Origin of the sequence: Brachybacterium rhamnosum (genome assembly GCF_039526185.1) — a bacterium.
Lineage (GTDB): Bacteria > Actinomycetota > Actinomycetes > Actinomycetales > Dermabacteraceae > Brachybacterium > Brachybacterium rhamnosum.
Genome location: NZ_BAAAIS010000002.1, coordinates 280495 through 306797 on the forward strand (window position 1 = coordinate 280495; position 26303 = coordinate 306797).

23 protein-coding genes are annotated in these 26303 nt (G+C 74.9%); 14 read left to right on the forward strand and 9 right to left on the reverse strand.

The window, feature by feature from the left end:
• Positions 1-214 precede the first annotated feature (214 nt).
• The 4 genes from ABD080_RS03180 (at position 215) to ABD080_RS03195 (ending at position 5669) form a co-directional block, all read left to right on the forward strand.
• On the forward strand, positions 215-1513 hold the full coding sequence (locus tag ABD080_RS03180) for an MFS transporter (protein ID WP_343903618.1): 1299 nt from the start codon (positions 215-217) through the stop codon (positions 1511-1513).
• A gap of 56 nt (positions 1514-1569) precedes the next feature.
• Positions 1570-2634 carry a hypothetical protein gene (locus ABD080_RS03185; RefSeq protein WP_343903619.1) on the forward strand — a complete coding sequence of 355 codons (1065 nt, stop codon included), beginning with the start codon at positions 1570-1572 and terminating at the stop codon, positions 2632-2634.
• A gap of 112 nt (positions 2635-2746) precedes the next feature.
• Complete coding sequence (locus ABD080_RS03190; protein WP_343903620.1) at positions 2747-4060, forward strand: carboxylesterase family protein; 1314 nt, start codon at positions 2747-2749, stop codon at positions 4058-4060.
• Positions 4061-4142: 82 nt separating this feature from the next.
• The gene (locus ABD080_RS03195; protein ID WP_137769116.1) at positions 4143-5669 is read left to right on the forward strand and encodes a glutamate-cysteine ligase family protein; all 1527 of its coding nucleotides are present in this window, start codon (positions 4143-4145) and stop codon (positions 5667-5669) included.
• Between the two features lie 42 nt (positions 5670-5711).
• On the opposite strand, the gene ABD080_RS03200 is transcribed toward ABD080_RS03195, so the two are convergent.
• On the reverse strand, positions 5712-6905 hold the full coding sequence (locus ABD080_RS03200; RefSeq protein ID WP_343903621.1) for a bifunctional glycosyltransferase family 2/GtrA family protein: 1194 nt from the start codon (positions 6903-6905) through the stop codon (positions 5712-5714).
• An 11-nt stretch (positions 6906-6916) separates the two neighbouring features.
• Positions 6917-9145, reverse strand: a complete 2229-nt coding sequence (locus ABD080_RS03205) for an ArnT family glycosyltransferase (protein WP_343903622.1) — start codon at positions 9143-9145, stop codon at positions 6917-6919.
• A 184-nt stretch (positions 9146-9329) separates the two neighbouring features.
• Between ABD080_RS03205 and ABD080_RS03210 the strand changes: the two genes are divergently transcribed.
• The 3 genes from ABD080_RS03210 to ABD080_RS03220 all read left to right on the forward strand — a co-directional run bounded on the left by ABD080_RS03210 (position 9330) and on the right by ABD080_RS03220 (position 11654).
• Positions 9330-9566, forward strand: coding sequence for a hypothetical protein (locus ABD080_RS03210; protein ID WP_343903623.1), 237 nt, complete (start codon positions 9330-9332; stop codon positions 9564-9566).
• Between the two features lie 91 nt (positions 9567-9657).
• On the forward strand, positions 9658-10704 hold the full coding sequence (locus ABD080_RS03215) for a bile acid:sodium symporter family protein (protein ID WP_137769120.1): 1047 nt from the start codon (positions 9658-9660) through the stop codon (positions 10702-10704).
• Between the two features lie 344 nt (positions 10705-11048).
• A complete protein-coding gene (locus tag ABD080_RS03220; RefSeq protein ID WP_343903624.1) occupies positions 11049-11654 on the forward strand; it encodes a DinB family protein in 606 nt (201 codons plus the stop codon).
• Positions 11655-11673: 19 nt separating this feature from the next.
• Here ABD080_RS03220 and ABD080_RS03225 read toward each other — a convergent pair whose 3' ends face one another.
• Positions 11674-12888, reverse strand: a complete 1215-nt coding sequence (locus ABD080_RS03225) for a MalY/PatB family protein (protein WP_343903625.1) — start codon at positions 12886-12888, stop codon at positions 11674-11676.
• Between the two features lie 111 nt (positions 12889-12999).
• Positions 13000-13779: a hypothetical protein gene (locus tag ABD080_RS03230; RefSeq protein WP_137769123.1), complete on the reverse strand. Its 780-nt coding sequence runs from the start codon at positions 13777-13779 to the stop codon at positions 13000-13002.
• A 157-nt stretch (positions 13780-13936) separates the two neighbouring features.
• Between ABD080_RS03230 and ABD080_RS03235 the strand changes: the two genes are divergently transcribed.
• Both ABD080_RS03235 and hrpB read left to right on the forward strand, forming a co-directional pair.
• Positions 13937-14488, forward strand: a complete 552-nt coding sequence (locus ABD080_RS03235) for a hypothetical protein (RefSeq protein ID WP_137769124.1) — start codon at positions 13937-13939, stop codon at positions 14486-14488.
• A gap of 38 nt (positions 14489-14526) precedes the next feature.
• Complete coding sequence (hrpB, locus tag ABD080_RS03240; RefSeq protein WP_343903626.1) at positions 14527-17124, forward strand: ATP-dependent helicase HrpB; 2598 nt, start codon at positions 14527-14529, stop codon at positions 17122-17124.
• A 6-nt stretch (positions 17125-17130) separates the two neighbouring features.
• Here hrpB and ABD080_RS03245 read toward each other — a convergent pair whose 3' ends face one another.
• Positions 17131-17781 (reverse strand): GOLPH3/VPS74 family protein, encoded by a 651-nt coding sequence (locus ABD080_RS03245; protein ID WP_343903627.1) that lies wholly within the window; start codon positions 17779-17781, stop codon positions 17131-17133.
• A gap of 154 nt (positions 17782-17935) precedes the next feature.
• Here ABD080_RS03245 and ABD080_RS03250 point away from each other — a divergent pair, with 154 nt between their 5' ends.
• The 3 genes from ABD080_RS03250 to ABD080_RS03260 are packed head-to-tail and all read left to right on the forward strand — an operon-like array spanning position 17936 to position 20663.
• Positions 17936-18394, forward strand: coding sequence for a DUF3817 domain-containing protein (locus tag ABD080_RS03250; protein WP_343903628.1), 459 nt, complete (start codon positions 17936-17938; stop codon positions 18392-18394).
• A 32-nt stretch (positions 18395-18426) separates the two neighbouring features.
• On the forward strand, positions 18427-19629 hold the full coding sequence (locus ABD080_RS03255; RefSeq protein ID WP_343903629.1) for a methyltransferase domain-containing protein: 1203 nt from the start codon (positions 18427-18429) through the stop codon (positions 19627-19629).
• A complete protein-coding gene (locus tag ABD080_RS03260; protein WP_343903630.1) occupies positions 19626-20663 on the forward strand; it encodes an asparaginase in 1038 nt (345 codons plus the stop codon). Before ABD080_RS03255 ends, ABD080_RS03260 begins: the two co-directional genes overlap by 4 nt.
• A 10-nt stretch (positions 20664-20673) precedes the next feature.
• On the opposite strand, the gene ABD080_RS03265 is transcribed toward ABD080_RS03260, so the two are convergent.
• From ABD080_RS03265 to ABD080_RS03275, 3 genes are all read right to left on the reverse strand, one after another.
• A complete protein-coding gene (locus ABD080_RS03265; protein ID WP_343903631.1) occupies positions 20674-22203 on the reverse strand; it encodes an HNH endonuclease signature motif containing protein in 1530 nt (509 codons plus the stop codon).
• Positions 22204-22505: 302 nt separating this feature from the next.
• Complete coding sequence (locus ABD080_RS03270) at positions 22506-23084, reverse strand: DUF2127 domain-containing protein (protein ID WP_137769131.1); 579 nt, start codon at positions 23082-23084, stop codon at positions 22506-22508.
• A gap of 77 nt (positions 23085-23161) precedes the next feature.
• Entirely contained in the window at positions 23162-23590 is a 429-nt protein-coding gene (locus ABD080_RS03275) for a VOC family protein (protein ID WP_343903632.1), read from the reverse strand.
• A 240-nt stretch (positions 23591-23830) separates the two neighbouring features.
• Between ABD080_RS03275 and ABD080_RS03280 the strand changes: the two genes are divergently transcribed.
• Both ABD080_RS03280 and ABD080_RS03285 read left to right on the forward strand, forming a co-directional pair.
• Positions 23831-24748, forward strand: coding sequence for a sulfurtransferase (locus tag ABD080_RS03280; protein ID WP_343903633.1), 918 nt, complete (start codon positions 23831-23833; stop codon positions 24746-24748).
• Positions 24745-25221 (forward strand): SufE family protein, encoded by a 477-nt coding sequence (locus tag ABD080_RS03285; RefSeq protein WP_137769134.1) that lies wholly within the window; start codon positions 24745-24747, stop codon positions 25219-25221. Before ABD080_RS03280 ends, ABD080_RS03285 begins: the two co-directional genes overlap by 4 nt.
• A 22-nt stretch (positions 25222-25243) precedes the next feature.
• Here ABD080_RS03285 and ABD080_RS03290 read toward each other — a convergent pair whose 3' ends face one another.
• Positions 25244-26197, reverse strand: coding sequence for a hypothetical protein (locus ABD080_RS03290; RefSeq protein ID WP_343903634.1), 954 nt, complete (start codon positions 26195-26197; stop codon positions 25244-25246).
• Positions 26198-26303: the final 106 nt, after the last annotated feature.

Consider the following 26303-nt stretch of genomic DNA (forward strand, 5'->3'; position numbering starts at 1 on the left):
GCCGGAGGGATGACCCAGATCTCGTGATACGGATCACAGCTCCGATGACTCGAACTCCCCGGACCGACGGCGCCCCGACCCGCCCGCTCCCCTCGCCGCCCGCGGCGTGTGAGGCCCGTCGCCCCGCACCCCATCCGCCGTCTGACCTCCCTAGGCTCGGTGGGGCCGTCCGCCCCGGGGCCCGAAGGCCCGCGCACGGCAGAAGGCGAGGACCATGACCACCACCGCCCCCGCGCGCCCGGCACCCGGCAGCCGCAGGCCCGGCCGGATCGCGGCCGCCTCGATGATCGGCACCGCGCTCGAGCAGTTCGACTTCTACCTCTACGCCTACTTCGCGGCGTTCTTCGTGGGCCCGCTGTTCTTCGACCCGCTGGGCCCGGCCGGATCCACCCTCGCCTCCTTCAGCACGATCGCCGTCTCCTTCGTCATCCGCCCCGTGGGCGCGATCCTCTTCGGCCACATGGGCGACCGCCTGGGCCGGCGCGCCACGCTGCTGTGGACCGTGTCGATCATGGGCGTCGCGACCGGCCTGATCGGCCTCCTGCCCACCTATGCGCAGGCCGGCTGGCTCGGCGCGATCGGGCTCGTGGTGCTGCGCCTCGCGCAGGGCATGTCGCTGGGCGGGGAATGGGGCGGCTCCGTGCTGCTCGCGACCGAGCACGCGCACCCCGTGCGCCGCGCCTTCGCCGCCGCGATCCCCCAGCTGGGCTCGCCGATCGGCTCGATCCTCTCCGCGGCGCTCTTCCTCGTGCTGCCCACGCTCCTCACGGAGCAGGCGATGGCGGACTGGGGCTGGCGCGTGCCCTTCCTCATCGCCTTCCCGCTGCTGCTCATCTCGCTGTACCTGCGCCGTACGGTCGAGGAGACCCCCGAGTTCGCGCGGCTCTCCCGCGAGAAGCGTCGCGAGCGCATGCCCGTCTCCGAGCTGCTGCGCTCGCGGCCGCTGGCCCTCGTGCTCGCGATCGGTGCCGCCCAGCTGGGCATCGGCTCCTACGCGCTCATGAACACGTACACGATGAACTACGGCGCAGCCGTGCTCGGCTTCCCCTACACCGAGCTGCTGACGGCCGCGACGATCGGCGCCCTGCTGCAGCTGGTCACCGTGCCCCTGTTCGGGGCGCTCGCGGCCCGCACGAGCTCCTGGCTGGTCGTCGCGATCGGCGCCGCGGGCACGGCGCTCATCGCCCTGCCGATGTACGCGCTGCTGGGCTCGGCGACCTTCGGCGTGCTCGTCGCGATGATGGTGATCGGCGGGATCCTGCCCACCATGTCGTGGGCGGCGCTCGGCGGGCTCATGGCCGATCTGTTCCCCGGCCGCTTCCGAGCCTCCGCGCTCTCCCTCGCCTACGCGGTCGCGGCGACCGTGAGCGGCTTCGTCCCGCTGCTCACCGGTGCGCTCGGCGGCCTCACCGGGCAGGCCTGGTGGCACCCGGCGCTCGTGCTGATCGCCCTCTCCGTCGTGACCCTCGCCGCCGCGATCGGCGCCGGACGGATGGGCAGGCTGGAGGCTTGATCCTCTAGGGTCTTCTGCGGCGTCGCAGGGGGCGGCGCCGCCGATGAAGGGCCTCCATGCAGCACGACCTCGACCTCACGCCGCTCCGCCGACGGGTCCCCGTGGCGTCGTGGTGGCGGGCTCTCGCGAGCGACCCCCAGCTCCTCATGGGCGTCACCTGCGGCGCCCTCATGGTGCTCGCCCCGACGATCGCACTTCCCGCCGCGCTCGGGATGCACGCGCAGGCAGGCGTGCTCTGGTTCCTCACGATCCTGCTCGCCCTCGGCCTCGGGGTGCTCGGCATCCTCGCCGTCCCCGTGATGGCGTCCGCCCGCCTGGACGCCTTCGCCCGGGCGAACGGGATGGTCGTGAGCCGCTCCGTGACGGCGCGGCACTACGCCGCGGCGCCCTTCCGGGAGGGCCGACGGTTCATCCGGGAGTCCGTGCGCACGGGCGATGAGCTCTTCGTCGAGGTGGGCAACTCCCTCCTCACCGACGTCGTGGGGCTGTCCGTCTCACCGTCGGGGATCCGCCCGCGACAGAACGCCACCCCCGAGGTGTTCCTCCGCGCCCGGCTCCCCGCCCTCGTCGACCACACCGACCCCTCCGGCCCCACCCGCGCCGCACCCGGCCCCGAGGGTGCGATGGGCCTCCTCACCGCCGACCTCGACCGGGAGCTGCGCGAGCTCGCCGGGCACTACACGATCGGCGTCACCGGCCGGGACCTGACCGTGCTCGGGACGCGGTGGCTGAAGGTCGGCTCGACGGATCAGCTCACCCGGGCCTTCACGCTCGTCGACATCCTCGCCGCCCGGGCGACCGCCATGGCCGGTGTCACCTCGGTGGCCCCGTCCGTGCCCGCCCCCGCCCGGGCCTCCGTGGCGACCGCGCCGGCCCCCGACCCCGACCTCACGGCCCCGCGCCGGAAGGTGCACCCCCTCGTCGCCATCCCCGTGACACTCGGCCTGCTGATCACCCTCCCGATGCTCTTCGGCCTCGTGATGTCCCGGATCGACGGCCACCTCCGCGGCAACGAGGTCGGGACCATGCTCGTCATCGGGATCTTCCTCGCCGTGTGCGTCGGTGCGCTCCGGCTCGCCCTGTGGCTGCTGACCGCGCGCCGCGACCCCGACCACAACTGACCCGTCCACAGCGGACCCCCGGCACTTGCCCTCCACCCCTCCGAGGTCTAGGTTCTCCCCTCAGGTGACACGTTTCACCATTCCCCGGTCACCCCCGGACACAGGAGTTCGCATGGCCGTCGACCCCGCTCGTCCCGCTCGTTCCGCCCACCCCACGGGTTCGCGCCGCCCCGCGCGCCGCTCGGTGCTCGCCGCCGCGGCCGTCGCCGCGCCGCTGGGCCTCGTCGCGACCGCCGGCGCCCCCGTCGCGCGGGCGACCGGCCCCACCGGGCGCTCCACGACCTTCGACCTGCACTGCGAGGTCCTCGACAGCGGTGAGCAGGTCACCTCCCTGGTCATCGACGCCACCCGCCGCGGCCGGCTGCTCGCCGGCGACGCGCTCCCCTCGACCTTCTCCGTCTCCGTGCGCGGCACGAACCCCGTCTCCGGTGCGGTCGTCGTGGACACCGAGCGCACGGTCACCGCCGTCACCGTGGACCGCGCGGGCACAGTGACGATCACCCTCGAGCACGGCTACGGGGTCGAGGGCGCGTCCACGCTCGACTACCTGGCCGACGAGGGCCGCAACGTCCAGCTCGACCTCGAGTACACCGTCCTGCAGCACTCCCCGCTGCCGGCGAACGGCAAGGGCGCCGGCTCCGCCTGGCTCGGCGAGCTCACCCAGGGCGACCTCGTCTCCCCCGAGGTGGACGCCTTCACCTCCCACGTCACCGACTCGGGTATGAACTACCGCCTCTTCTCCCCCGCGACCCGCGGGCGGTCCCGCGCGCTCCCGCTGGTCATCTGGCTCCACGGCGGCGGCGAGGGCGGCATCGGCGAGGGCGGTGCGGTGCGCTACGACAACGAGGTCCACCTGCGCGCGAACCGCGGCGCCCTGGGCCCCGCGACCGCCGAGGCGCAGGAGATCCTGGGCGGCGCGCACGTCGTCGCCCCGCAGTGCACCTCCGCCTGGATGCTCGACGGCCCCGCCTTCGCGCCGCTGGTCTCCGAGGTCATCGCCGAGGTGCAGCGCACCCGCCGGGTGGACCCGGACCGCATCCACGTCATGGGATGCTCCAACGGCGGCTACATGACACTCAAGATGGTGGTCGAGAACGGCGGCGAGTTCGCCTCCGCCGTCCCGATCTGCGGCGTCGTCGACACCTTCTACGGCTCGACCGACCCTCTGGTCAGCGACGCCGAGCTCGCCGCCATCCGCACCCCCACCTGGCTGATCGCCGCCGCGGACGACACCACCGTCGACCCGCAGGCGAACACCGTCCACGCGCACGAGCTCATCGAGGACTCCCTGCTGAGCCTGTACGACGACGTCACCTACGACGGCGTCTCCTACCCCGGGCACTGGTCCTGGATCTACGCCGCCCGCAACGACCCGCGCGCCGAGGGCGAGAGCCTCTGGGGGTGGATGGCCGCCCAGCACCGGTGACGGCCCGCGGGCGCGGGGCGCGATCGGCCCGCCCGGCGTGCCAGGATTGGCCAGCGCATCCACGCACCGCCGGGAGGTCACCATGGGACGCGAGATCGGCTCGACCGAGTACACGCGCGGCCAGCGCACGCACTACCGCCACGAGCTGCGGAGGAACCTCGACCTCTTCGAGACCTTCCTCGACACCGCCGAGTTCGTCGACGAGGGCACGATCGGGGTCGAGCTCGAGCTGAACCTCGCCGACGCCGAGACCATGGCGCCCTCGCTCACCGCGGACGACGTCCTCGCGACCCTCGCCGAGCGCGCCGGGGCCGACGCCGACGACGGCGACTTCACGCACGAGATCGGCCGCTACAACGTCGAGGCGAACCTCCCCGTCTCCGCCCCGCACGGCCGCGGCCTCGCGGATCTCGAGCGGTCGCTCGGCGAGCGCATGCAGCGCGCGGACTCCGCGGCGCAGGAGCACGGGGCGCGCGTGGTGCCCGTCGGCCACCTCCCCACGATCTCCGCCGAGCTCTACGAGGGCGAGGAGTGGCGCGCACCCGGCCACCGCTACGCGGCGCTCGAGGCGAGCGTGCTCGAGGCGCGCGGAGAGGAGATCGCGCTGCGCATCAACGGCGAGGGCAAGGGCCTGGACGCGACCTTCGACTCGATCGCCCCGGAGTCCGCGTGCACCTCGCTGCAGCTGCACCTGCAGGTCCCGCCCGAGCAGTTCGCGGCCGCCTGGAACGCGGCGCAGGCGATCGCCGGGCCGCAGGTCGCCCTCGCCGCGAACTCCCCGTTCCTGCTGGGCAAGCGGCTGTGGCACGAGACCCGCATCCCCGCCTTCGTGCAGGCCCTCGACACCCGGCCGCCCGAGTACGCGGCCCAGGGCGTGCGGCCGCGCGTCTGGTTCGGCGAGCGCTGGATCACCTCGATGTTCGACCTCTTCGAGGAGAACGTGCGCCTGTTCCCGGCGCTCATCCCCGAGTCGCGGCAGATGGCGGAGGAGCCGCTGCTCACCGAGGGCGCCTCGCCGCGCCTGCACGAGCTCATGCTCCACAACGGCACCGTCTGGCGCTGGAACCGGCCGATCTACGATCCCGGCACGGACGTCCCCCACCTGCGGCTGGAGAACCGTCTCCTGCCGGCGGGGCCGACGGCCGCGGACATGGCCGCGAACGCCGCGTTCTTCTACGGGATCGTCCACGCGCTCGTCTTCGAGCGGCGACCGCTGTGGTCCCGCATGAGCTTCGAGCAGGCGGACGACGCCTTCCAGCAGTGCGCCCGCTGGGGCCTCGAGGCGCGGATCCGCTGGCCGCGGGTCACGGGCCGCGTGCGCGTCGCCGATCTGCTGCTCGAACAGCTGATCCCGCAGGCCATGGCCGGCCTGCGGGAGCTCGGCGCGGATTCGGCGGTGGTGGACCGCTACGAGTCGATCCTCACCGCGCGCGCCCGCTCCGGCCGCAACGGCGCCCGCTGGCAGATCGACACGGTCACCTCGCTCGAGCTGCGCGGCATGGACCGCCCTGCGGCGCTCGCGGAGATGACCCGCCGCTACCGCGCGGGCGTCGACTCCGGGGACCCCGTGCACGAGTGGCCCGTCCCCGCCCGCACCCCGCGGGTCTGAGCCGCCCGGCCCCGTCCCGCGGGACCCTGACCGCTCAGCGGCTCAGTCCCGCCAGCGCCGCATGACGACGAACTTCGTGACGGTGGCGATCACGGTCGCGGCGAAGAGCGCGACGGTCTGCACGCCGGTCGGCGCGGCGGGCCACACCCCGCCCAGCACGGCGAGCGATCCGGCGGTGAGCGCCCAGGTCAGCACCAGGATCGCGAATCCCTGCAGCTGGTGCAGCAGCGCCCCCTCCTTCGAGCGGACCCCGAAGGTCCAGCGCCGGTTCAGCGCGGTGTTCACGACGGTCGCGATCACGAGGGCCGTGAGGTTCGCGCCCTGGGAGCCCAGCAGCCCCAGCGCGTGGAGCAGCGCGAAGCCGCCCAGGTGCAGGACCGTCGTGAGACCGCCGACGAGCGCGAAGCGGATCACCTGCCCGCCGGTCTGGTGCGAGGGCCGCGTGCGCCCCATGCGGGCACGGATGTCCTCCACGGGGAGGCGGCCGGAGGCGAGGGAGCGGCGCACGCGGGCCACCCCGCGCAGGTCGTCGCGGGCCGTGCCGACGACGTCGACCCGGGAGTCGGGGTCGTCGTACCAGTCCACCGGCACCTCGTGGATGCGCAGCCCGCAGCGCTCGGCGAGCACGAGCAGCTCTGTGTCGAAGAACCAGGCGTCGTCCTCGACGAGGGGCAGCAGCTCGGCGGCGACGTCCGCCCGGATCGCCTTGAAACCGCACTGGGCGTCGGTGAACCCGGCGCCCAGCAGCACGGAGAGCAGGGCGTTGTAGCAGCGGGAGACGAACTCGCGCTTCGTGCCGCGCACCACCCGGGAGGAGCGGTGCAGGCGCGTGCCGATCGCGAGGTCGCTGTGCCCGGAGATCAGCGGCGCGACGAGCGGCCACAGCGCGTCGAGGTCCGTGGAGAGGTCCACGTCCATGTAGGCGAGCACGAGCGCGTCGGAGTCGGACCAGGTGCGGCGCAGCGCCCGCCCCCGGCCCCGCTCGGTGAGCTCGACGACGGCGACCTCGGGGTGGGCGGCGGCGAGCTCGCGGGCGATCTCCGCGGTGCCGTCGTCGGAGCCGTTGTCCGCGATCGTCACCCGGTAGGGGTACGGGAACGTCGCCTCGAGGTGCCCCAGGAGCCGCTGCACGCAGGCGCCGACGGTGTGGGCCTCGTTCAGCACCGGCACGACGACGTCCAGGACGGTCGTGCCGACGGGCGGCTCGGCGACCACCTGCGGCCGGGGGTCGGTCACGGCGCCCGCGCTCACGAGGCCGTCCCGGTGGCGTCGGCCCCGGAGAGCGGCTGGGTGAGGTCGTAGAACTGCGTGTCGCCGATGGTGACGGTCTCGTAGTTCTCCGCGGCCCACTCCTGGATCTCGGAGCCGGTGTCCGCGCCGCCGTTCTGCTGGCCGCCGAAGCCGCTGCTGGTGGCGAGGTAGTGGATCTCGCCGTCGGCCACGTCCTGCTGGAACTCGGCGAGGGTGGGGCTCGGGTCGCTGCCGTTGAAGCCGCCGATCGCCATGACGGGCCGCTCGGTGGCGAGCTGCAGCGCCGCGGCGTTCTGCGAGCCGATGGTCGCGGCGACCCAGGTGTACTGGTCCGCGTCCTCGAGCAGCGCGTAGACGACCTCCTGGGAGGGGGTCTCGCCGTCGAGCAGGCCGCTCATGCCGCCGCCTCCGCCGGCGCCGCCCGTGGCCGTCTCGCCCGTGCCGGACTGCCCGCCGGGAGCGGAGGGCATCTGGCCGGTCTGTCCCTGGGACTGGCCGGTCTGGCCCTGGCCCTGCGTCTGGCCGGTCTGGCCGCCGGGCGCGGCGGGCATCTGGCCCTGCCCCTGGCCCGTCTGGCTGGGCGGCTGGCCGCCGCCCTGGCCTCCGCCCATGCCGCCGCCGGGGCCCCCGCCCTGACCGCCGCCACCGGGCATGCCGCCCCCGGGACCGCCGCCCATGCCGCCCTGGGAGGCGGGGCCGGCGGTGACGATCGAGCCGGTCTTCGCGGTGCTCACCGTGTTCGCGGCGAAGGCCGCCTGCCCCGCGAAGGCGGAGACGAGGGCGAGCGCCGCGACGCCGATGAGCATGCTGCGCCGCAGCCGCGGGGCGAGCACGATGCCGATCGCGGCGAGCACGCCCGTGACGCCGACGACGATCGGCAGCGCGACCGGGTAGGCGCCGGTCCGCTCGAGGAGCACGCAGCCCCAGGCGGCGGTCACGAGCATGACGAGCGCGAGGATCGCGCGCACCCACCAGCGGCCGCGGCGCTCCCACAGCTCCCCGGCGCCGATGCCCACGAGGGCGGCGATCGCGGGGGCGAGGGCCACCGTGTAGTAGTCGTGGAAGATGCCGGCCATGAAGCTGAACACGAGCATCGTGACGATCAGCCAGCCGCCCCACACCATGAGCGCGGCGCGGCGCAGGTCGGTGCGCGGGGCGCGGAAGCGCAGCGCGACGGCGGCGACGAGCAGCAGCAGCGCGGCGGGCAGCAGCCAGGAGATCTGACCGCCGCTGGAGTCGCCGAACATGCGCAGCAGGCCCGTGCTCCCCCAGCCGCCGCCGCTGTTGCCGCCACCGCCGCCGCCCACGGAGCCCGTCTCGTCGCCGGTGAGGCGGCCGAACCCGTTGTAGCCGAAGGTCAGCTCGAGGAAGGAGTTCGTCTGGCTGCCGCCCACGTAGGGCCGCCAGCTCTCGGGGACGAGCTCGACGATCGCGACCCACCAGCCGCCGCCGACCACGAGCGCGGCGACGGCCGCGAGCAGGCCGAGGATGCGGCGGCGCAGGGTCGTCGCCGCGAAGAGCGTCCAGGCGAGGCCGAAGAACGGCACCACGAGGAAGGCCTGCAGGGTCTTGGTGAGGAAGGCGAACCCGATGAGCGCGCCCACGACCGCCATCCAGCGGATCGAGCCCTTCTCGATCGCCCGCAGGGTCGCCGCGGCCGCGAGGGTCATGAGCAGCACGAGCAGCGCGTCGGGGTTGTCGAAGCGGAACATGAGCACCGCGATCGGGGTGAGCGCCATGGCGAGCCCGGCGAGCAGGCCGGCGCCGATCCCGGAGTGGCGGCGCACGGTGGGGGCGACGACGGCGACCGTCGCGATGCCCATGAGCACCTGCGGGAGCAGGATCGCGAAGGAGCTCAGCCCCAGGATCCGCACGGAGATCGCCATGAACCACAGGGAGGCCGGGGGCTTGTCCACCGTGATCGCGTTGCCCGCGTCGAGGGAGCCGTAGAAGAAGGCCGTCCAGCTCTCGGAGCCGGCCTGCGCGGCGGCGGCGTAGAACTCGTTGGCGTAGCCGTTGACGGTGAGGTTCCAGAAGTACAGGACGGCGGTGCCCAGGAGCAGCGCGGCGAAGGCCGCGACCGCGCACCAGGGGTCGGTGGGGCGCAGGCGGTCGCGGAGCCCGGCGCGGTGCGCGCGGCCCGGCGGCGCGGGAGGTGCGGCGTCGGTCGAGGTCGGGGTCGTCGGGGCCGACGAGGGCTCGACGGACGGAGGTGTGGTCGTCATGTCCACGAGCGTCGGCGCGGACCCTATGCATCTGCTGTGCGGCGCCCATGGTGCTGATGAGAGCCCATCGGCGCAGGTGGCGCGGTGATCGCGCTCACCACGCCCGCAGCCGGAGGTCGCCGTGCCCACGCCCGGCCCGTGCCCCGCACAGCGGATCGACAGATCGGGGTCGCACCGTCGTGCCATGGCCTTCTCCACCGTGCACACCGCTCCCGCCCCGACCGTCGGCGTCCACCCCGCTGTCGACCCCGTCGACCCCGAGGACATCGCCGACGGCGCCCCCGTCGGCCCTGCCGCCGACGGCGCACCGGCCGCCGCGGCGCCCGCGTCGGCCCCGGCGCTCTCACCGGTGGAGTGGGCGGGCCGCAAGCCGGCCGTCCCCGCACGCCTCGCGCGCAGCGTGCGCCGCCACCGCGGCTGAGGCGCCGCCCGCCGCGGCGCACCGCGCCGGACACCCGCCCAGGATCCGAGATCTCGTCTCGGATCCTGGGCGGGCGCCCTATCGTGAGCGGGTGACCGAGAACTCCCCCTCCCCCTCCTCGACCCCCTCCGGCTCCTCCCCCGCCGGCGCCGCCGCCGACCGCGCGAAGGAGGACCGCTCCGCGCGCATCGCCGTGACGGTGTTCCCGCTGCTCGTCCTCGCGGCCGCCGCGGCCGGCTTCCTGCTGCCGGACACCACGAAGCAGCTGGTCCCCTACGTGAACCTGCTGCTCGGCATCATCATGTTCGGCATGGGGCTCACGCTGACGATCCCCGACTTCGCCCTCGTGGTGCGCCGCCCGCTGCCCGTGCTCATCGGCGTCGTCGCCCAGTACGTGATCATGCCGCTGCTGGGCCTCGGCGTGACCGTGCTGCTGCAGCTCCCGCCGGAGCTCGCCGCGGGCGTGATCCTCGTGGGCTGCGCCCCCGGCGGCACCTCCTCGAACGTCATCAGCTACCTCTCCAAGGCGGACACGGCGCTCTCGGTCACGATGACCTCGATCTCCACGCTGCTCGCCCCAATCCTCACGCCGCTGCTGACCCTGTGGCTCGCCGGTCAGTACATGCCGGTCAACGGCGGCGAGATGGCGCTGTCGATCGTGAAGATCGTGCTCGTGCCCGTGGTGCTGGGCCTCGTGGTGCGCCTGCTGCTGTCGAAGGTCGTGGACCGGATCCTGCCGGTGCTGCCCTGGCTCTCCACGATCGCCATCGCGATGGTCGTGCTCGCCGTGGTCGGCAACAGCGCGGACAAGGTCCTCGAGGCCGGCGCGGTCGTGCTGCTCGCCGTCATCCTCCACAACGTGCTCGGCTACCTCCTGGGCTACGGCTTCGCCCGCGTGCTCAAGCAGCCCGTGCGCTCCGCCCGCACCGTCTCGATCGAGGTGGGCATGCAGAACTCGGGCCTCGCCGCGGGCCTCGCCGCCCAGTACTTCTCGCCCGCCGCGGCGCTGCCGGGCGCCGTGTTCTCGATCTGGCACAACCTCTCCGGCGCGGTGCTCGCGATGATCTACCGCCGCTTCGGCACGGACGACGACGCCGCGACGCCGGCGCGCGCTGGGACCCCCTCCACCGACGCCTGATCCACGCCGATCCCGCCCGATTCAGGCCCGGTGTGCTGGGTCACATTCAGCCGGATTCCCCGTTCACGCATAAGCCGCTGACCTGCGGTGATGCCGCGATGGCCAGCGCCTGCCCAGCTGGGGGCACCCGCTCTCAGGTTCTTGGCAGGGGTGCTCCAGCGAACCTTCCGGGAGCCCGTGTGTAGTAATCCCATCGCGTCACGGAGGACCTGCTGACTGAGGAGGAGGCAGAGTCCACGGTTCCGGGACGCGGGGGAAAGGGATGGCCCCGGCTCGTGGGGACGAGCCGGGGCACCTTCTTGTGCGGACACGTCCTGTCACCCCTCTCGGCGCACACTGGCCCGATGACGACACCGGATCCCACCCCGCCGCGCGACGACGCCAAGGACACCCTGCACCGCTACCTCCGCGAGGCGAGCACGGCCCTCGTGAGCAAGGTCGAGGGCCTCCCCGAGCGGGAGCTGCGCCTGCCCCGCACCCCCACCGGCACCACGCTGCTGGGCCTCGTGAAGCACATGGCGAACGTCGAGGCCGGCTACTTCGGCGAGACCTTCGGCCGCACCTACCCGGCACCCGAGGAGCTCGTGCCGGAGGAGGCGGTCGACGCCGATCCGCAGGCGGACTGGGTCGTCGGCCCCGAGGAGAGCGCCGTGCAGGTGCTCGCGACGTACGCGCGGGTGCGCGCCTTCGCCGACGAGACCATCGCCCTCCTGCCCCTCGACGCGGCCGGGCACGTGCCCTGGTGGGGCGAGCGCGGCGAGGTCACCCTGCACCAGGTCCTCGTGCACGTCGCCGTGGAGGTCTCCCGTCATGCCGGGCACGCGGACATCCTCCGGGAGCAGGTGGACGGCGCCGCCGGGCTGCGCGGCGCCGGGGACAACCTGCCCGGCGCGGACTACGACCTCGTCGCCTACCGGGCCCGGCTGCAGGCGATCGCCGACTCCTTCTGAGCCGCCGCTCCCCCGCCCGTCAGGCGAGGGCCGCGTCGAGCGCCCGCCGGAGCCGCTCGAGACCGGCCTCGAGCACGGGCGTGGGGGTCGCGATGTTGAAGCGCTCGAAGCCCGCCCCCTCGGGCCCGAACACGGTGCCCTCGTCGAGGAACAGGGCGGCCTCCCCCGCGGAGAGACGCGCGAGGCGCTCGGCGTCCAGGCCCAGCGGCCGCAGGTCCACCCAGCTCAGGAAGGTGCCCTCGAGCGGTGCGACACGTGCGCTCGGGACGTGCTCGGCGAAGAACGCCGTGAGCACGGCCTGGTTGCGGCCCACGAGCGCGATGAGCTCGTCGAGCCAGCCCTCGGCGCGCGTGTACGCGGCCTGGACGGCGACCGCGCCGAGCACGTCGGGGTTGTCGAAGCCGAGGTCGTCGCGCGCCCGCGTGAAGCGGTCCCGCATCCCCGGGTCCGGGATGACCGCGTTCGCGATGCCGAGGCCGGCGATGTTGAAGGACTTGCTCGTCGAGGTGAGCACGAGGGTACGCTCCGCGAGCGCGGGGTCCACCTCGGTGACGACGGTGTGCCGGTGGCCGGGCTGGACGAGGTCGTGGTGGATCTCGTCGCTGATCAGCAGCAGGTCGTGCTCGACGACGATCCGGGCGACGGCCTCGAGCTCCTTCCGCTCCCAGACCCGGCCGGTGGGGTTGTGGGGGCTCGCGAAGAGCAGGGCGGTGGTGCGCGGGTCCCGGGCCTGCTCCTCGAGCAGGTCGAGGTCGATCCGGAAGCGGCCCTCGCGCTCCACGAGCGGGTTGCGCACCACGCGCCGGCCGCTCGACTCGATCGAAGGGAACATCGGGTAGTAGGCGGGCGTGTTCACGATGACGCCGTCGCCGGGCGCGGTGAACTCGCGGATCGCGAGGGTGAAGGCGGGGATCACGCCGGGCGTCACGCGCACCCACTCCGGCTCCACGTGCCAGTCGTGGCGCCGCGCGAACCAGCCGGTCACCGCGTCGAGGTAGGCCTCCGTCGGGACCGTGTAGCCGAGCACGAGCCCGCCGGCGAGCGCCTCCTGCAGGGCCTCGATGATCTCGGGCGCGTTGGGCAGGTCGAGGTCCGCCACCGAGAACGGGGCGATCGGCCCGTCGTGGGCCGTGAGGTCGGTGCCGTGCGCGGCGGCCGCGCGGTGCATCGCCGCCCACTTGGAGGAGCCCATGGCGGTGCGGTCCACGAGGGTCTCGAAGTCGTAGCGGGTCATGCGGGCGGTTCCTCCTGGGGCGCGGGCGGGCGGTCCCAGGCTAGGAGCTGCGGCGCCGACGCCCGCCGCCTGTCACGGACTGTGAACGGCGCGTGGTGCCGTCGGACGTGCTCAGCGGCGCAGGTCGATGCCGAACACGCGCCGGATCTGCGCGACCGCGTGCCGGGTGAAGCGGCGGTCCGACGGGGTCGAGGCGAAGGGCACGAAGAGCCCCGGATGATCGGGATGGGTGACGCGGCCGTGGCCGGATCCCGGGGTCACCACGAACCCAGCCTCCTGCATGCGCACGAGCAGCTCGCGGCGGGAGGTGGGGTGGCGGGTGCCGGTGCCGCCGCGGGCGCTGCGGCCGGCGGCGAGATCGGCGAGGTCGAGCGCGGGCTCGTACTCCTCGGGCCGCACGGACAGGGCGTAGGGCGTCGAGAACAGGCCGATCACCGCGTTGTCCGCGCGCCGCACCTGCACCACGATGCCGCCGCGGCGGAAGTGGTCGCTCGTCCCGGCGTCCGCGGTCCAGGCGTCCTCGGGGTCCGCGACGGCGAGCACGATCTGCTCGCTGTCCACCCCGTCCACGCCGACGGTGCGCACGAGCCCCTCGTCGATCCGCAGCGGCCTCGGCAGGGGACGGGGGTCGTCGGCGCGCAGCGAGTGCACGGCCTCCGCGGGCGGCGCCGGCTCGGGGCGCGGCAGCTCGACGGTGCGGGCGCGGCGGCGGGGCAGCGGGGCCGACGGACTGCGCGACGGATCGGCGGCGGCAGCGACATCCCCGCCGTCGGCTCCCTCCGCACTGCCGGCACCGGCGGGCCGGGCGCTCCAGTCCACGGGCCGCACGCGCTGCGCGGGCGGGGTGCTCCCGGCGAGCGCCGCCGGCGTCGGTCGCGGTGTCCTGGCCATGCGCTCCCCTCCTCGTCACTCTCGCCGTGTTCGCGGCGTTCCTCCGTGTTCCGGCAGGTCCTGCCGCTCCCCCGATGGTGCCACGGACGGGACCCGGGGATAGGGTCGGCCCGTCGCGGTGTCCCGCCGCGGCCCCTGACCCCGGAGGACTCCCCGCGTGACCCGCACCGCCGCCCGTCGCCCCTTCCACCGCTCCGGCCTGGGCGTCCTCACGTCCGTGCTCGCCGTGGGCCTGATCGCGGCCGGCTGCACGAGCGGCGTCGAGGACCCGGTCGCCTCTTCCTCCGCCTCCGATGCGGGCGGCGTGAGCGGCGCCTCCGACGGCGGCGGCGGCACCGTCGTCCTCGAGCCCTCCGACGGCGGCACCGGGCAGGCCACCGTCGAGGTATCGAGCGACCCGTATCCGGTCACCCCGGCGCCCGAGGGCTTCGAGCCGCCCGCCGCCTGCACCGGCGAGGGCGCCTATCTCACCGAGGTGGGCTCGCCGTCGACGCCGGACCTCCCCGAGCGCGGCGGCGAGTCGCTGAGCATCGAGGCCACCTCCATCGACGGGGACAAGGCGGTGCTCAGCGCCACCGTCGACGGCGGCACCCGCGCGATCGAGCCGGCGGCGATCGGCGAGACCGTCTCGATCGAGGACCAGTGGACGATCTCGGTGACGAGCGTCTGCGGGGACACGGACCAGGTCGAGTTCGACCTCATCGACTGACCCCGCACCGGCGCGGACCGCTCGGCTAGCCTTCCACGGTGACCGCGCCGCATCGCTTCGACCTCGACCGGATCGGCGAGGGCCTGCCCGTCGCCGCCGCCCGCGCGGAGCTCGAGGCGGCCGCCGCGACGGGTGCGCTCGTCGTCACCGCGCCGCCCGGCACCGGCAAGACGACCCTGCTGCCGCCGCTGATCGCGAACCTCCTCGCCGAGCGGTCCCCGTCGGCCGCCGCATCGACCCTGGTCACGCAGCCGCGGCGGGTGGCGGTGCGCGCCGCCGCGCGCCGGATCGCCCAGCTCGACGGCAGCCGCCCGGGCGGCCCCGTCGGCTTCACCGTTCGCGGCCAGCGGGAGGTCGGGGCGTCCACGCGCCTGGAGATGCTCACCCCGGGTGTGCTGCTGCGGCGCCTGCTCGCGGATCCCGAGCTGCCCGGCGTGGGCGCGGTGCTGCTCGACGAGGTGCACGAGCGCTCCCTCGAGACGGACCTGCTGCTCGGCATGCTCGCCGAGGTGCGCCTGCTGCGGGAGGACCTGCTGGTCGGGGCGATGTCCGCGACGCTCGACGCCGCTGCGGTCGCCGATCTGCTGGGCGGCGCCGCGATCGTCGAGGTGCCGAGCGCCCTGCACCCGCTGCGCCTGGACCTCGCGCCGCCGCCCACCCCGCGTCTCGACGCCCGGGGCGTGACCCGCGAGTACCTCGACCACCTCGCCCGCACCGCCGCCCGCACCCGGGCGGAGGAGGACTGCGACGCGCTCGTCTTCGTGCCCGGGGCGCGGGAGGTCGACGAGACGGTCTCCCGCCTGCGCGGCCTCGTCGGCGACGGGGTCGAGGTGCTGCCCCTGCACGGCCGCCTCGACGCCACCGCGCAGGACCGCGCGACGGGCGGCCGGCGCCCGGGCGAGCTGCCGCGGATCGTGGTCTCGACCGCGATCGCGGAGAGCTCCCTGACCGTGCCGGGCGTGCACCTCGTGGTCGACGCGGGCCTGTCCCGCGAGGTGCGCCGCGACCGCGGCCGGGACATGACGGGCCTGGTCACGGTGAGCGCCTCGCGGGCCGCGATCGAGCAGCGCGCGGGCCGCGCCGCCCGCACCGGCCCCGGCCGCGCGGTGCGGGTGCTCTCCCCCGCGGACCTCGCCGGCATGCCCGCGCACTCCGCCCCGGAGATCACCGCGGCGGACCTCACCGACGCGGCGCTGCAGCTCGCCTGCTGGGGCACGCCCCGCGGCGAGGGGCTCGCCCTGCTCACGCCGCCGCCGGAGCGGGAGATCCGCGCCGCCGAGGAGACCCTGCGGGCGATGAGCCTCGTCGACGAGGACGGCCGGGCGACGCCCGCGGGCGAGCGCGCCTCCCGCTGGCCCGTCGGGGTGCGCGAGGCGCGCGCCCTCGCGGACGGCGCCCTCGCCCTCGGCGCCCCGCGTCCCGCGGCGGAGGCCGTCGCCGCGCTCTCCGGCGACCACCGGCCCGTCGGCGCGGACCTCCCGCGCCTGCTGCGGGACCTGCGTGCTGGGCGCGCGACGTCGTCGGCCGCATGGCGCCGGGAGGTCGAGCGGCTCGAGCGGCTCGTGCGCGGCGAGCGTCGGGACGCGCCCCCGTCGGCCCTGCCGTCGCTCACCGCGGGCGGCGAGGAGGAGCGCGTGGGCGCCGTCCTCGCGCTCGGCCGGCCGGAGCGGATCGCCCGCCGGGTCGACGACGGCCCCCGCGGCGAGCACCGCAGCTACCTGCTCGCCTCCGGCACCCGTGCGGCGCTGCCCGCGGAATCGACCCTGCGCGGCGCCCCGTGGCTCGCCGTGTGGGAGGTGCAGCGGGCGGAGGGACGCGCGGCCGACGGCACCGGCGCCGTCATCCGCGCGGCCGCACCGCTCACCGAGGCCGATGCCCTGACGATCGGCGCCGGCCTGCTCGTGCGCGACCGGGACGCCCGCCTCGAGGACGGCGCGGTGCGCGTGCGGGAGCGGCGGCGCCTCGGCGCGATCGAGCTGTCCTCCACCCCGGTCGCCGCGACCGCCGAGGATGCCGCCCCCGCTGTGCTCGCCGCCGTGCGGGCCGAGGGGCTCGGGGCCCTGCGTCTCCCGGAGACCGCACGTGACCTGCGCGCCCGCCTCGCGCTCGTGCACCGCGAGCTCGGCGATCCGTGGCCCGCGATGGACGAGGCGTCCCTGCTGGACACGCTCGACACCTGGCTCGGGCCGCAGCTCTCCGGCCGACGGGGCCGCGCCGCGACCCGCCTCGACACGGTCGACGTGACCGCCGCACTCCGCACCCTGCTGCCCTGGCCGGAGGCCGCCGCGCTCGACGAGCTGGTGCCGCCGCGGCTCGCGGTCCCCTCCGGCAGCAGCGCCCGCATAGACTACCCGGACCCCGACGACCCGGGTGCCCGCCCCGTGGTCGCCGTGAAGCTGCAGGAGCTGTTCGGCCTCGCGGAGACCCCGCGGCTCGTGCAGGGGCGCGTGCCGGTGCTCTTCCACCTGCTCTCCCCGGCCCGCCGCCCGCTCGCCGTCACCGACGACCTGCGCTCCTTCTGGGACGGGCCCTACCAGGACGTGCGCAAGGAGATGCGCGGCCGCTACCCGAAACACCCCTGGCCGGAGGACCCGTGGACCGCGCCGGCGACGGCCCGCACCACGCGGCGGAGCTGAGGAGGGTCAGGACCCGCCGGCCATCGTGGTCGTGCTCGCGGAAGTCGCCATGGCGGCGTTGAGGGCGTCGATCATGCGGCGCAGGGCGGCGGCGGCCGGCACGTCGGCGTCGAGCGCCTCGACGGTCCGGTCGAGCTGTCGCCGGGACATGCCGCCGGACTCCTCGCGCAGGATCCTCTGCCCCACCCGGAGGGCCTTCAGGATCTCCAGCAGCACGGCGTCCTGCAGGCTCGCCCGCCGGGTCCCCTGCAGGACGGCGCCGAGGCGGGCGCGGAGCTCCGCCTCGAGGACCGAGCTGCCGGCGGGCCACGAGGTGAGGAACCAGCCGTCCTTGCGCCGCACCTCGCCGGCGGCCGCGAACGCGTCGCCGATGGTCTCCGTGACGTCGCAGTCACGCTTCCCGAGCAGCGAGCCCATCCTCGGGGACCGCAGCGTGGTCAGGTGCGCGAGGACCTGGTCCAGCTCCGCCACGCCGGTGGGGGCCGGGTCGAGCACCTCGACGCGGGGGCTGCGCCCCTCCGTCAGGGCGATCCGCTCGCGCAGCAGCAGCTCGGTCAGCACAGCAGCGACGAGCGCCTGTCGGCGGTACTGCGTCGCCTCCTGGCGGCCGGACTCGTGAGTCAGGAGCAGGAACATCTCGCCGGGGATCGAGGTCATGCCCCCAGTGTGCCCCGGGGCATGCGCGAGGTCACCACCCGATCGTCGGGGTCCTGCCCGACGCCCGTCGGCCCCGGGCCCGAAGTCCCGGTGAACCTCCAGCCGTGCCTGGCAGGATCGGCCGGACGCCCTCCCGCCCCGACCCGAGGACCCCATGCGCTCTGCCTTCTCCCCCGCCCGCCTCTACGGCACCCTCGCCCTCGCGGAGGCCGTGACCTGGGCCCTCCTGCTGATCGGCATGTTCCTCAAGTACGGGCCGCAGGTCACCGAGCTCGGCGTGCGGATCGGCGGCGGCCTGCACGGCTTCGTGTTCCTCGCCTTCGTCGTCGCGACCGTCGTCGTCGCGATCGACCAGCGCTGGCGGGCCGGCGAGCTGCTGCTGGGCCTCGCCTCCGCGATCGTGCCCTTCGCGACGATCCCCGCGGAGCGCTGGCTGCTGCGCCGAGGGAAGGTCGGCGAGCAGTGGCGTCTGCGGGAGGAGCCCGCGCGCACCGCGCCGGAGAAGCTCGTCTCGCTCGCCGTGCGCCGCCCGGTCCCGTCGGCCGTGATCGCCGTGGTGCTGGTCGCCGTGGTGTTCTCCGCGATGCTCGTGGTGGGCCCTCCCGGGAGCTGATCGCCCTCCGCGACCGCCCGTAGACTTCCCCGGTGCAGTGCCACCACTTCGACGCCGGGGAATGCCGCTCCTGCACCCTGCTGCCCCTCCCGCGCACCCGTCAGGTGCAGGAGGCCGGCGCACGGATCCGGGAGCTGCTCTCCCCCTTCGTCGACCCCGCCGCCGGCGCCGCGCCCGGTGACGTGTGGGGGCCGCCGGTCCTGGGCGCCGAGTCCGGCTTCCGGGCGCGCGGCAAGATGGCCGTCTCCGGCACCGCACAGGAGCCCGTGCTGGGCCTGCCCGGTCAGGCCGAGGGTGCGGACCTCTGCGACTGCCCCCTCTACCCCGCGGGCGTCGAGGCCGTGCTCGAGGGCGTGAAGGCCCTCGTGCGCCGCGCGCAGGTGCCGCCCTACAGCGTCGCCCGACGTCGCGGCGAGCTCAAGAACGTCCTGGTCACCGCCTCGCCCGACGAGGAGCACGTGGTGCGCCTGGTGCTCCGCACGGACGCCGCGCTGGGGCGGATCCGCGAGCACCTGCCGCGGCTGCTGGAGGAGCACCCCTCGATCGTCGCGGTCTCCGCGAACCTCCATCCCGAGCACACCACGCGGGTGGAGGGCGAGGAGGAGGTGCCGCTGTGGGGCGCCGCCTCGATCGGCGTGCGCACCGGGGACGTGGTGCTGCGGGCGCGACCGCGGTCCTTCCTGCAGACCCACACGGAGGTCGCCGGGCAGCTGTACCGCCAGGGCGCCGCCTGGATCGCCGAGGCGCTCTCCGCCCCCGCGCCCCGCGTCTGGGACCTCTACTGCGGCCTCGGCGGCTTCGCCCTGCACACCGCCCTCGCCGCGCCCGCCGCCCTCATCACCGGGGTCGAGGTCACGCCCGAGGCGATCGACGGCGCCCGCGAGGCGGCCGCGGCGCACGGTCTCCCGGTCACCTTCCTCGCCGACGACGCGACCGCCTGGGCGCGCCGCGAGGCGGAGGGTCCCGAGGGTCCGCCGGATGCCGCGATCGTCAACCCGCCGCGGCGCGGGATCGGCCCCGAGCTCGCCGGCTGGCTCGAGGGCTCCGGCGTCGCCGACGTCGTCTACTCCAGCTGCAACCCGGCCACGCTCGCCGCGGATCTCGCCGCCATGCCCTCGCTGCGGATCGTCGCCGCCCGCTACGTCGACATGTTCCCGCACACGGAGCACGCCGAGGTGATCGTGCGACTGCGCCGCACCCCGACCGCCGTCCCCTCCCCGAAGGATCCCCGATGACCACCGCCCCGGCCGCCGAGGCCGCCCGCGTCCAGCTGCTGTCCCTGGGCGGCACGATCTTCATGCACCAGGACGCGGACGGCCAGGGTGCCGTGCCCTCCGACGATGCGGGCGCCCGCCTCGCCGCGGGGCTCCGGGGCGCGGGCGGCGACGGCGGGATCGAGCTCGTGCACGAGGAGATCGCGAACGTCTCGTCCGCCTCGGTGCGGCCCTCCCACCTGCGCACGGTCCTGCAGCGGGCGCGCGCCGCTGTGGACGCGGGCGCCCTCGGCGTGGTCCTCACCCACGGGACGGACACGCTCGAGGAGACGGCGTTCCTGCTGAACCGGTTCTGGGACCGGGACGCGCCGCTCGTGGTCACCGGCGCGATGCGCCCCGCGAACGCCGCGGGGGCCGACGGGCCCGCGAACCTGCAGGACGCGGTGCATGCGGCGGCGGCGGCGCTCGCCCGGAGGCTCGGCGTGCTCGTCGCCTTCGACGGCGCGCTGCATCTCGCGGACCGGGTCACGAAGGCGTCCTCGCGGTCGGTCTCGGCCTTCGCCTCGGAGCCGTCGGGCCCCCTCGCGCTGGTCGACGGGCCGCTGCTGCGCCCCCTGTTCCCGGCGCCGATGCGGCCGGCGCTCGTGGGCGGCGACCTGCCGGAGGAGCTGCCGACGGTGGCGACGATGACGAGCGGGCTCGGCGACGACCTCACGCTGCTCGATGCCTTGGCGAGCAACGGGTCGGCGGCGGGACTGCGGGGCCTCGTCGTCGCGGGCGCCGGCATGGGCCACGTCGCGGCGGGCGCCGTCCCGCGGCTCACGGCCCTGCTCGAGGCCGGGGTGCCGGTGGTCGTCGCGACGCGGGTGGCGAGCGGCGGCACCTCGGAGACCCACTACGCCTACCCCGGCGCGGGGGCGGATCTGGTGGCGCGCGGCATCGTCATGGCGGGTCTGCTGTCCCCGCAGAAGGCGCGTCTCCTACTGCAGGTGCTGCTGGCCACCGGCGCCGATGCCGCGGCGATCCGGGAGGCGTTCGCCGGCTTCGGCTCCTGAGGGGTCGGCGCTAGACCGCGGCGTCCCGCAGCGACGGCGCGAGCGAGGTGTACTCGTGGCCCGTGGGGGTCGTGATGCGCAGGACCTTCCCCGACGCCACGGCGGCGTCACCGGCATCGGCATCGGCACTACCGGGCACGATGGCGGCGCTGGGCGCGAGGGTGGCACCGACCGCGAGGCCGGGCTCGAGGCGCGAGTCCCAGCCGGGCATCTCCCGCACGTGGTTGAAGCGCTCGCAGTGGCCGACGCCGTTGCTGAGGTCGGTGGCGCCGCCGTCGGCCGCGCGGTGCACGTGGTCGATGTCCCGGATCGGCGCATCGCACCAGGGCGTGCGGCAGTGCTGATCGCGCAGGCTGATGAAGCGGCGCACGGAGCCGGTGAAGAAGCGACGGCGGGTGTCCATGCCGTTCAGCTCCCCGGTGGCGGGATCCGTGTACAGCCGCCGGATCCAGCGCGAGGCCTCCTCCGGCGGGGCGATCGGCAGGGTGGTGCCCTGACGGTCCGACGGCGATGACTGCGATGGGTGCGGCGATGTTGCCTGCGACGGCGGTGGCGGAGGCGGAGGCGGCGAGATGACGCCGCGCGGCGGCGGTGCGCCGCCGGGTGGCAGTGGTCCAGTGCTGGGCGGAAGCAATCCGGTGCCGGGTGGCACCGATGTGCGATGCGGGGTGCGGAGCGCCGCGGTCGCCCCGAGCGCGAGGCCGCGGGCGACGCCGCCGGGGAGGGGCATGCCGTCGAGGGTGGCGGTCTCCTCCGCGCCGGCGAGCAGCGTGCGGTCCGTCATGAGCAGCTGGATCTCGATTGGCACCCCGACCATGGGGGACCGACCTGTCACGCGCTCCACGAGGAGATCCGCCATGACGGCCCCCGCGGGCAGCGAGCCGCTCTCCCCCGTGGCCCGGGCGGTCGCCGCCGCGGAGCGGAGCGCGGCGATCATGGCCACGCCGTCCTCGACGGGGACGAGGGCGTGGAGATGGCTCATGCCGTCCGGGGCCGGCCGCAGGCCCAAACGCCGGGAGGCGACCGCGAGGGAGCGGCGGCGGACGGCGGCCTCCGGATCCAGGGACTGCGCGAGGGCGAGGGCCCGGCGGCCGGCGGCTCCGGCCGTCAGGGACGGGAGGACCGGGGCGAGGGCCTCGTCGACCCGGTCGCGGTCCTCCTCGTCCAGGAGCAGGACGTTCCGCGCCACCTGGCTCGCACCCCAGTCGCTGATCCGGCCGCCCTCGAGGAGGCGCAGGGTGCGGGGAAGGCTCTCGACCAGCACGCGATGGAAGGTGAGCTGGTCCGAGGCCTGCTTGGGGGTGACCCGGCGGGCGAGGGCGAGCTGATCCGCGATCCCCCGACCCAGGTCCTTGCGGGGCACGCCGAGCCTGCGCTGCTCCTCCAGCTGCGCGTCGCGGAAGGCGACCTCCGCCCGCGCCTGGACGGCGCTCAGCGATGCGCGTGCGGACTCGAGCGCGGCGACGAGGTCGATCTGAGTGGAATCAGGGAGTGCGGAGAGCTGCTCCGACGAGGGCGCACCGGCGAGCAGATCCGCCATGTCACGCATCCATTCTTCGACCATCATTCCCCCTCCCCCAAGCGTCAGATCAATTATCCACGTCGACACACACCCATCGATCTGACCTGCGTCGTCCAGTGGATCCATTCTCCCAGAACACCCGTTCGACAACAACGCTCACTCGTCAGGAACATGAAATTGTGGATAACCACAGAGTGGGGAGGAACGATTCATCGCTCCTCCCCTGGCCGACTCCTCGGCTATGGGGAGGAACGGCGGGATCGGGGGCCGATCGAGCCGCGGAGCCGCGGAGCCGCGACGCTCAGCGCACGGGGGCGGGGTCAGGACCCGCTGCCGCCCCGGAGCGAAGACGTCGCGTCCGTCCCACGGCGCGGACGGAAGGCGGCGAGGGTGCTGCGCCAGGTCTCGTGGAGGGTGCGCCCGTGGCGCCATTCGCGCCAGGTCAGCAGGATGATCGCGAGGTCCAGCACGGTGAGCAGCGCCATGCCCCACGTCGGCCCCACCACGAGGGCATAGACCTGGTAGACGAGGAACACGCCGAGCGCCCCGATCGCCCAGGGGTAGACCCGGCGGGACCCCAGGAGGAGGGCGGCGACGATCGCGACCTTCACGACGCCGTGGAGGAGCACGTAGGCGGCGAGGAAGGTCGTGGTCCCCGTGTCGAGGTGGGCGAGGGAGTGCAGGAGCGCGCGGGCGATCGCGTCGTCGGGGTCCTCGCGCAGCTCACCGGCGGTGAGCAGACGGGCGAGGTGCTGCAGCTGCGCGGGGGTCGTGACGAGGAGCAGCACCCCGCCGATCAGCTCGAGCAGGCCGTCGATGCCCTTCCCCACCACGCCGACGAGGAAGACGAGGTCCAGGACCGGGCGGGAGCGATGGGCGTGCGGACTCGTGGCGACCATGCCGACTCCCCTCCCCCGGCGCAGGCTGCGACCGATGCGGCGAAGCGTAGCGCCGGGGGCCGGGAGGGCTCTCGGCGTCAGACGACGGAGTGCCGCACGAGGCAGAAGGGATGCCCGGCCGGGTCGAGGTAGACCTTGAACGACCCCGAGGCGGAGGGCTGCTGCTCGTGGACCGTCGCGCCGAGGGAGAGGACGCGCGGCTCGGCCTCCTCGACGTCGCTCACGGAGAAGTCGAGGTGGAACTGCTGGGGGTGGGTGCCCGTCGGCCAGGTCGGGGCGACGTAGTCGTCGATCCGCTGGAAGGCCAGGGTCGCCTCGCCCTCGAGGTTCTCCGGGGTGATGCCGCCGCGCGGCGGGGTGAGGGTCGTCCAATCGCGGTCGGAGCCCTCCTCGATGCGCCAGGTCAGCAGCTTCGCGTAGAAGGTCCCGAGCTCGAGCGCGTCCGGGCAGTCGAGGACGACGAGGTCGAGGCGGGGGATGACGGGGTCCTGGTCCAGGTTCTCCATGACGACACGGTAGGGCGCGAGGAGTGCTCCGGGAAGGCACTTCGCAGGTTCCGGCCCGCGGCGTCGCCCGCCGGACGCCCCGGGGACGCACGCTGTTCACACGAGCACCCCGCGGCACCATCGTCGCCTCCCGGGTGACAGACTGGTGGGGTCCGCATCGCCGGCGCGCGAGCGGCCCCGGACGGCGCCCCCGCGCCGCCCGCCCCGGCCCTCACGCCGCGCCGCATCGAAGGAGGCCCCATGCCCATCGCCCTCGACCCGAGTCCCGCACTGCAGGAGTTCGCGCATCCCGAGAAGCTCGTGACGACCGAGTGGCTCGCCGAGCGGATCGCCGCCGGCGAGGCCGACGGCCCCGAGCTCGTCGTCGTCGAGTCCGACGAGGACGTGCTGCTCTACGAGACCGGGCACATCCCCGGCGCCGTGAAGATCGACTGGCACCTCGACCTCAACGACACGGTCACCCGCGACTACGTGGACGGCGAGGCCTTCGCGGCGCTCATGGACCGCCACGGCATCACGCGCGGGACCACCGTCGTGCTCTACGGCGACAAGTCGAACTGGTGGGCCGCCTACGCCCTGTGGGTGTTCGAGCTGTTCGGCCACGAGGACGTGCGTCTGCTCGACGGCGGCCGTGCCGCCTGGCAGGCCGAGGGGCGCGAGCTGACCACCGCGGAGCCCACGCGCGCCGCGAGCAGCGGGTATCCCGTGATCGAGCGCCAGGACGCGCCGATCCGCGCCTTCCGCGACGACGTGCTCGGCTTCCTCGGCGGGCAGCTGATCGACGTCCGCTCTCCCGCCGAGTACACCGGCGAGCGGACCCACATGGCGGACTACCCGCAGGAGGGCACCGTGCGCGGCGGGCACATCCCCACCGCGCGCTCCGTGCCGTGGGCCCGCGCCGCCGCGGAGGACGGACGCTTCAAGCCGCGCGCCGAGCTCGAGGCGATCTACCTGCAGGAGCTCGGCTACGACGCCGCGCAGCCGACGATCGCGTACTGCCGGATCGGGGAGCGCTCCTCCCACACCTGGTTCGTGCTGCGGTACCTCCTGGGCTTCGAGGACGTCCGCAACTACGACGGCTCGTGGACCGAGTGGGGCAACGGCGTGCGCCTGCCCGTCGCGGTGGGCACCGAGCCGGGCGAGGCGCCGGCCCGATGAGCCCGATCGACCACACCGTGCCCGACGCCCAGGACGCCCTGCCGGAGGCCTTCCAGGAGATCGCCGACGACTTCCACGCCCTGGGCCCGAAGGACCGCCTGCAGCTGCTGCTGGAGTTCTCGCAGTCGCTGCCGGAGCTGCCCGAGCGCTACGCGGAGCACCCCGAGCTGCTCGAGCCGGTCCCCGAGTGCCAGTCGCCGATCTTCCTGGTCACGGAGGTGGAGGGCAGCGGTCGCGAGGCGATCGCGCACCTGTTCTTCTCCGCCCCGCAGGAGGCGCCGACGACCCGCGGCTTCGCCTCGATCCTCGCGGAGGCGCTCGACGGGCGCACCGTGGGCGAGGTGCTCGACACCCCGGAGGGCGTGACCCGGGGGCTGGGCCTCGCGGAGGTCGTGAGCCCGCTGCGGCTGAACGGCATGGCGGGCATGCTCGCCCGCATCAAGCGTCAGCTGGTGGAGAAGGCCGGGGCCTGAGCCCGCGCCGGGCGAGCCCGGGTCAGCTGCGGTCGCCGCGGCGGTCGTAGGCCTTCCGCAGCTTCCCGGCACCGTCCTTCGCGGCGTGGAACACCTTCTGACCCGCCTCGGAGCGGTAGAAGTCGTTCGCGGCGCCGAAGGCCCGGCGGCCGGTCTCCGAGTTCGCGAAGCGCCAGGCCGCGTCGAGGGGCACCTTCGCGCCCTGCGCGCCGGCGGTGCCGCGGCCGCCGTCCGCGTCGGTGGTGCCGGCCGACGGCGACGTCCCCGACGGCTCGCCCCGACCCGGGCGCCCCTCGCGCTCCGCCGCGGGGGCGGGGTCGCAGCGGCCGGCCTCGATCTCCTCGTGGCGACGTCGGGCGATCTGCAGCTCGAGCGGCGTGCGCACGAGCCGCACGAGCGCCTCGCGCACCTCCTCGCGGATCGTCGCGGCCTCCTTCGCCACGAACTCCTCCTCGCTGCGCGGGGTGCCCTCGGGCAGCAGGGTCGCCTCGCCGCGGGAGTCTCGCTCGGCGAGCTCTGCCTGCTGCAGCGCCCAGGCGCGGCCCAGCAGGTAGGAGACCAGATCGGCGGCGGCCTCGGGTCCCAGGCCGTAGCCGTCCCGAGCGGTCGCGGAGCGCAGCAGGGCGCGGGCGTCGTCCGCCTCGAGGGTGCTCGGGGCGATGTCGAGGGCGCCGATGACGTCCTGCGTGAACAGCTGGAACTCGGCGTCGCCGGGGATGTCGGCGCGACGCAGCTCGGCGCGGCCGAAGTCCGGGGGCAGGGTCACGTGGCGCACGCCGTCGCGCGCGAACTCGTCCTGCGCGGCGCGGCGGGCGAGTCGACGGGCGGAGCGGACCACGGCGGCCGCGTCGGCGGAGCGGGGCAGGTCGGGGTCGATCGCGCGCGCCTCGGCGAGCAGGCGCGAGCGCTCACGGGCGGCGGCGCCGAGCGGCAGTGACGGGAGCGTGCGGGGCAGCGGGAGACGTCGCGGGGACATCGGGTCACCTCCGGGATCGGCCTGGACCCCCATCGTAGGGCGGCCCGCTCCCGTGACGCCGGGTGACCTGGCTGTGGGCCGCGCAGTGCGGGGGGCGCTACCGTGG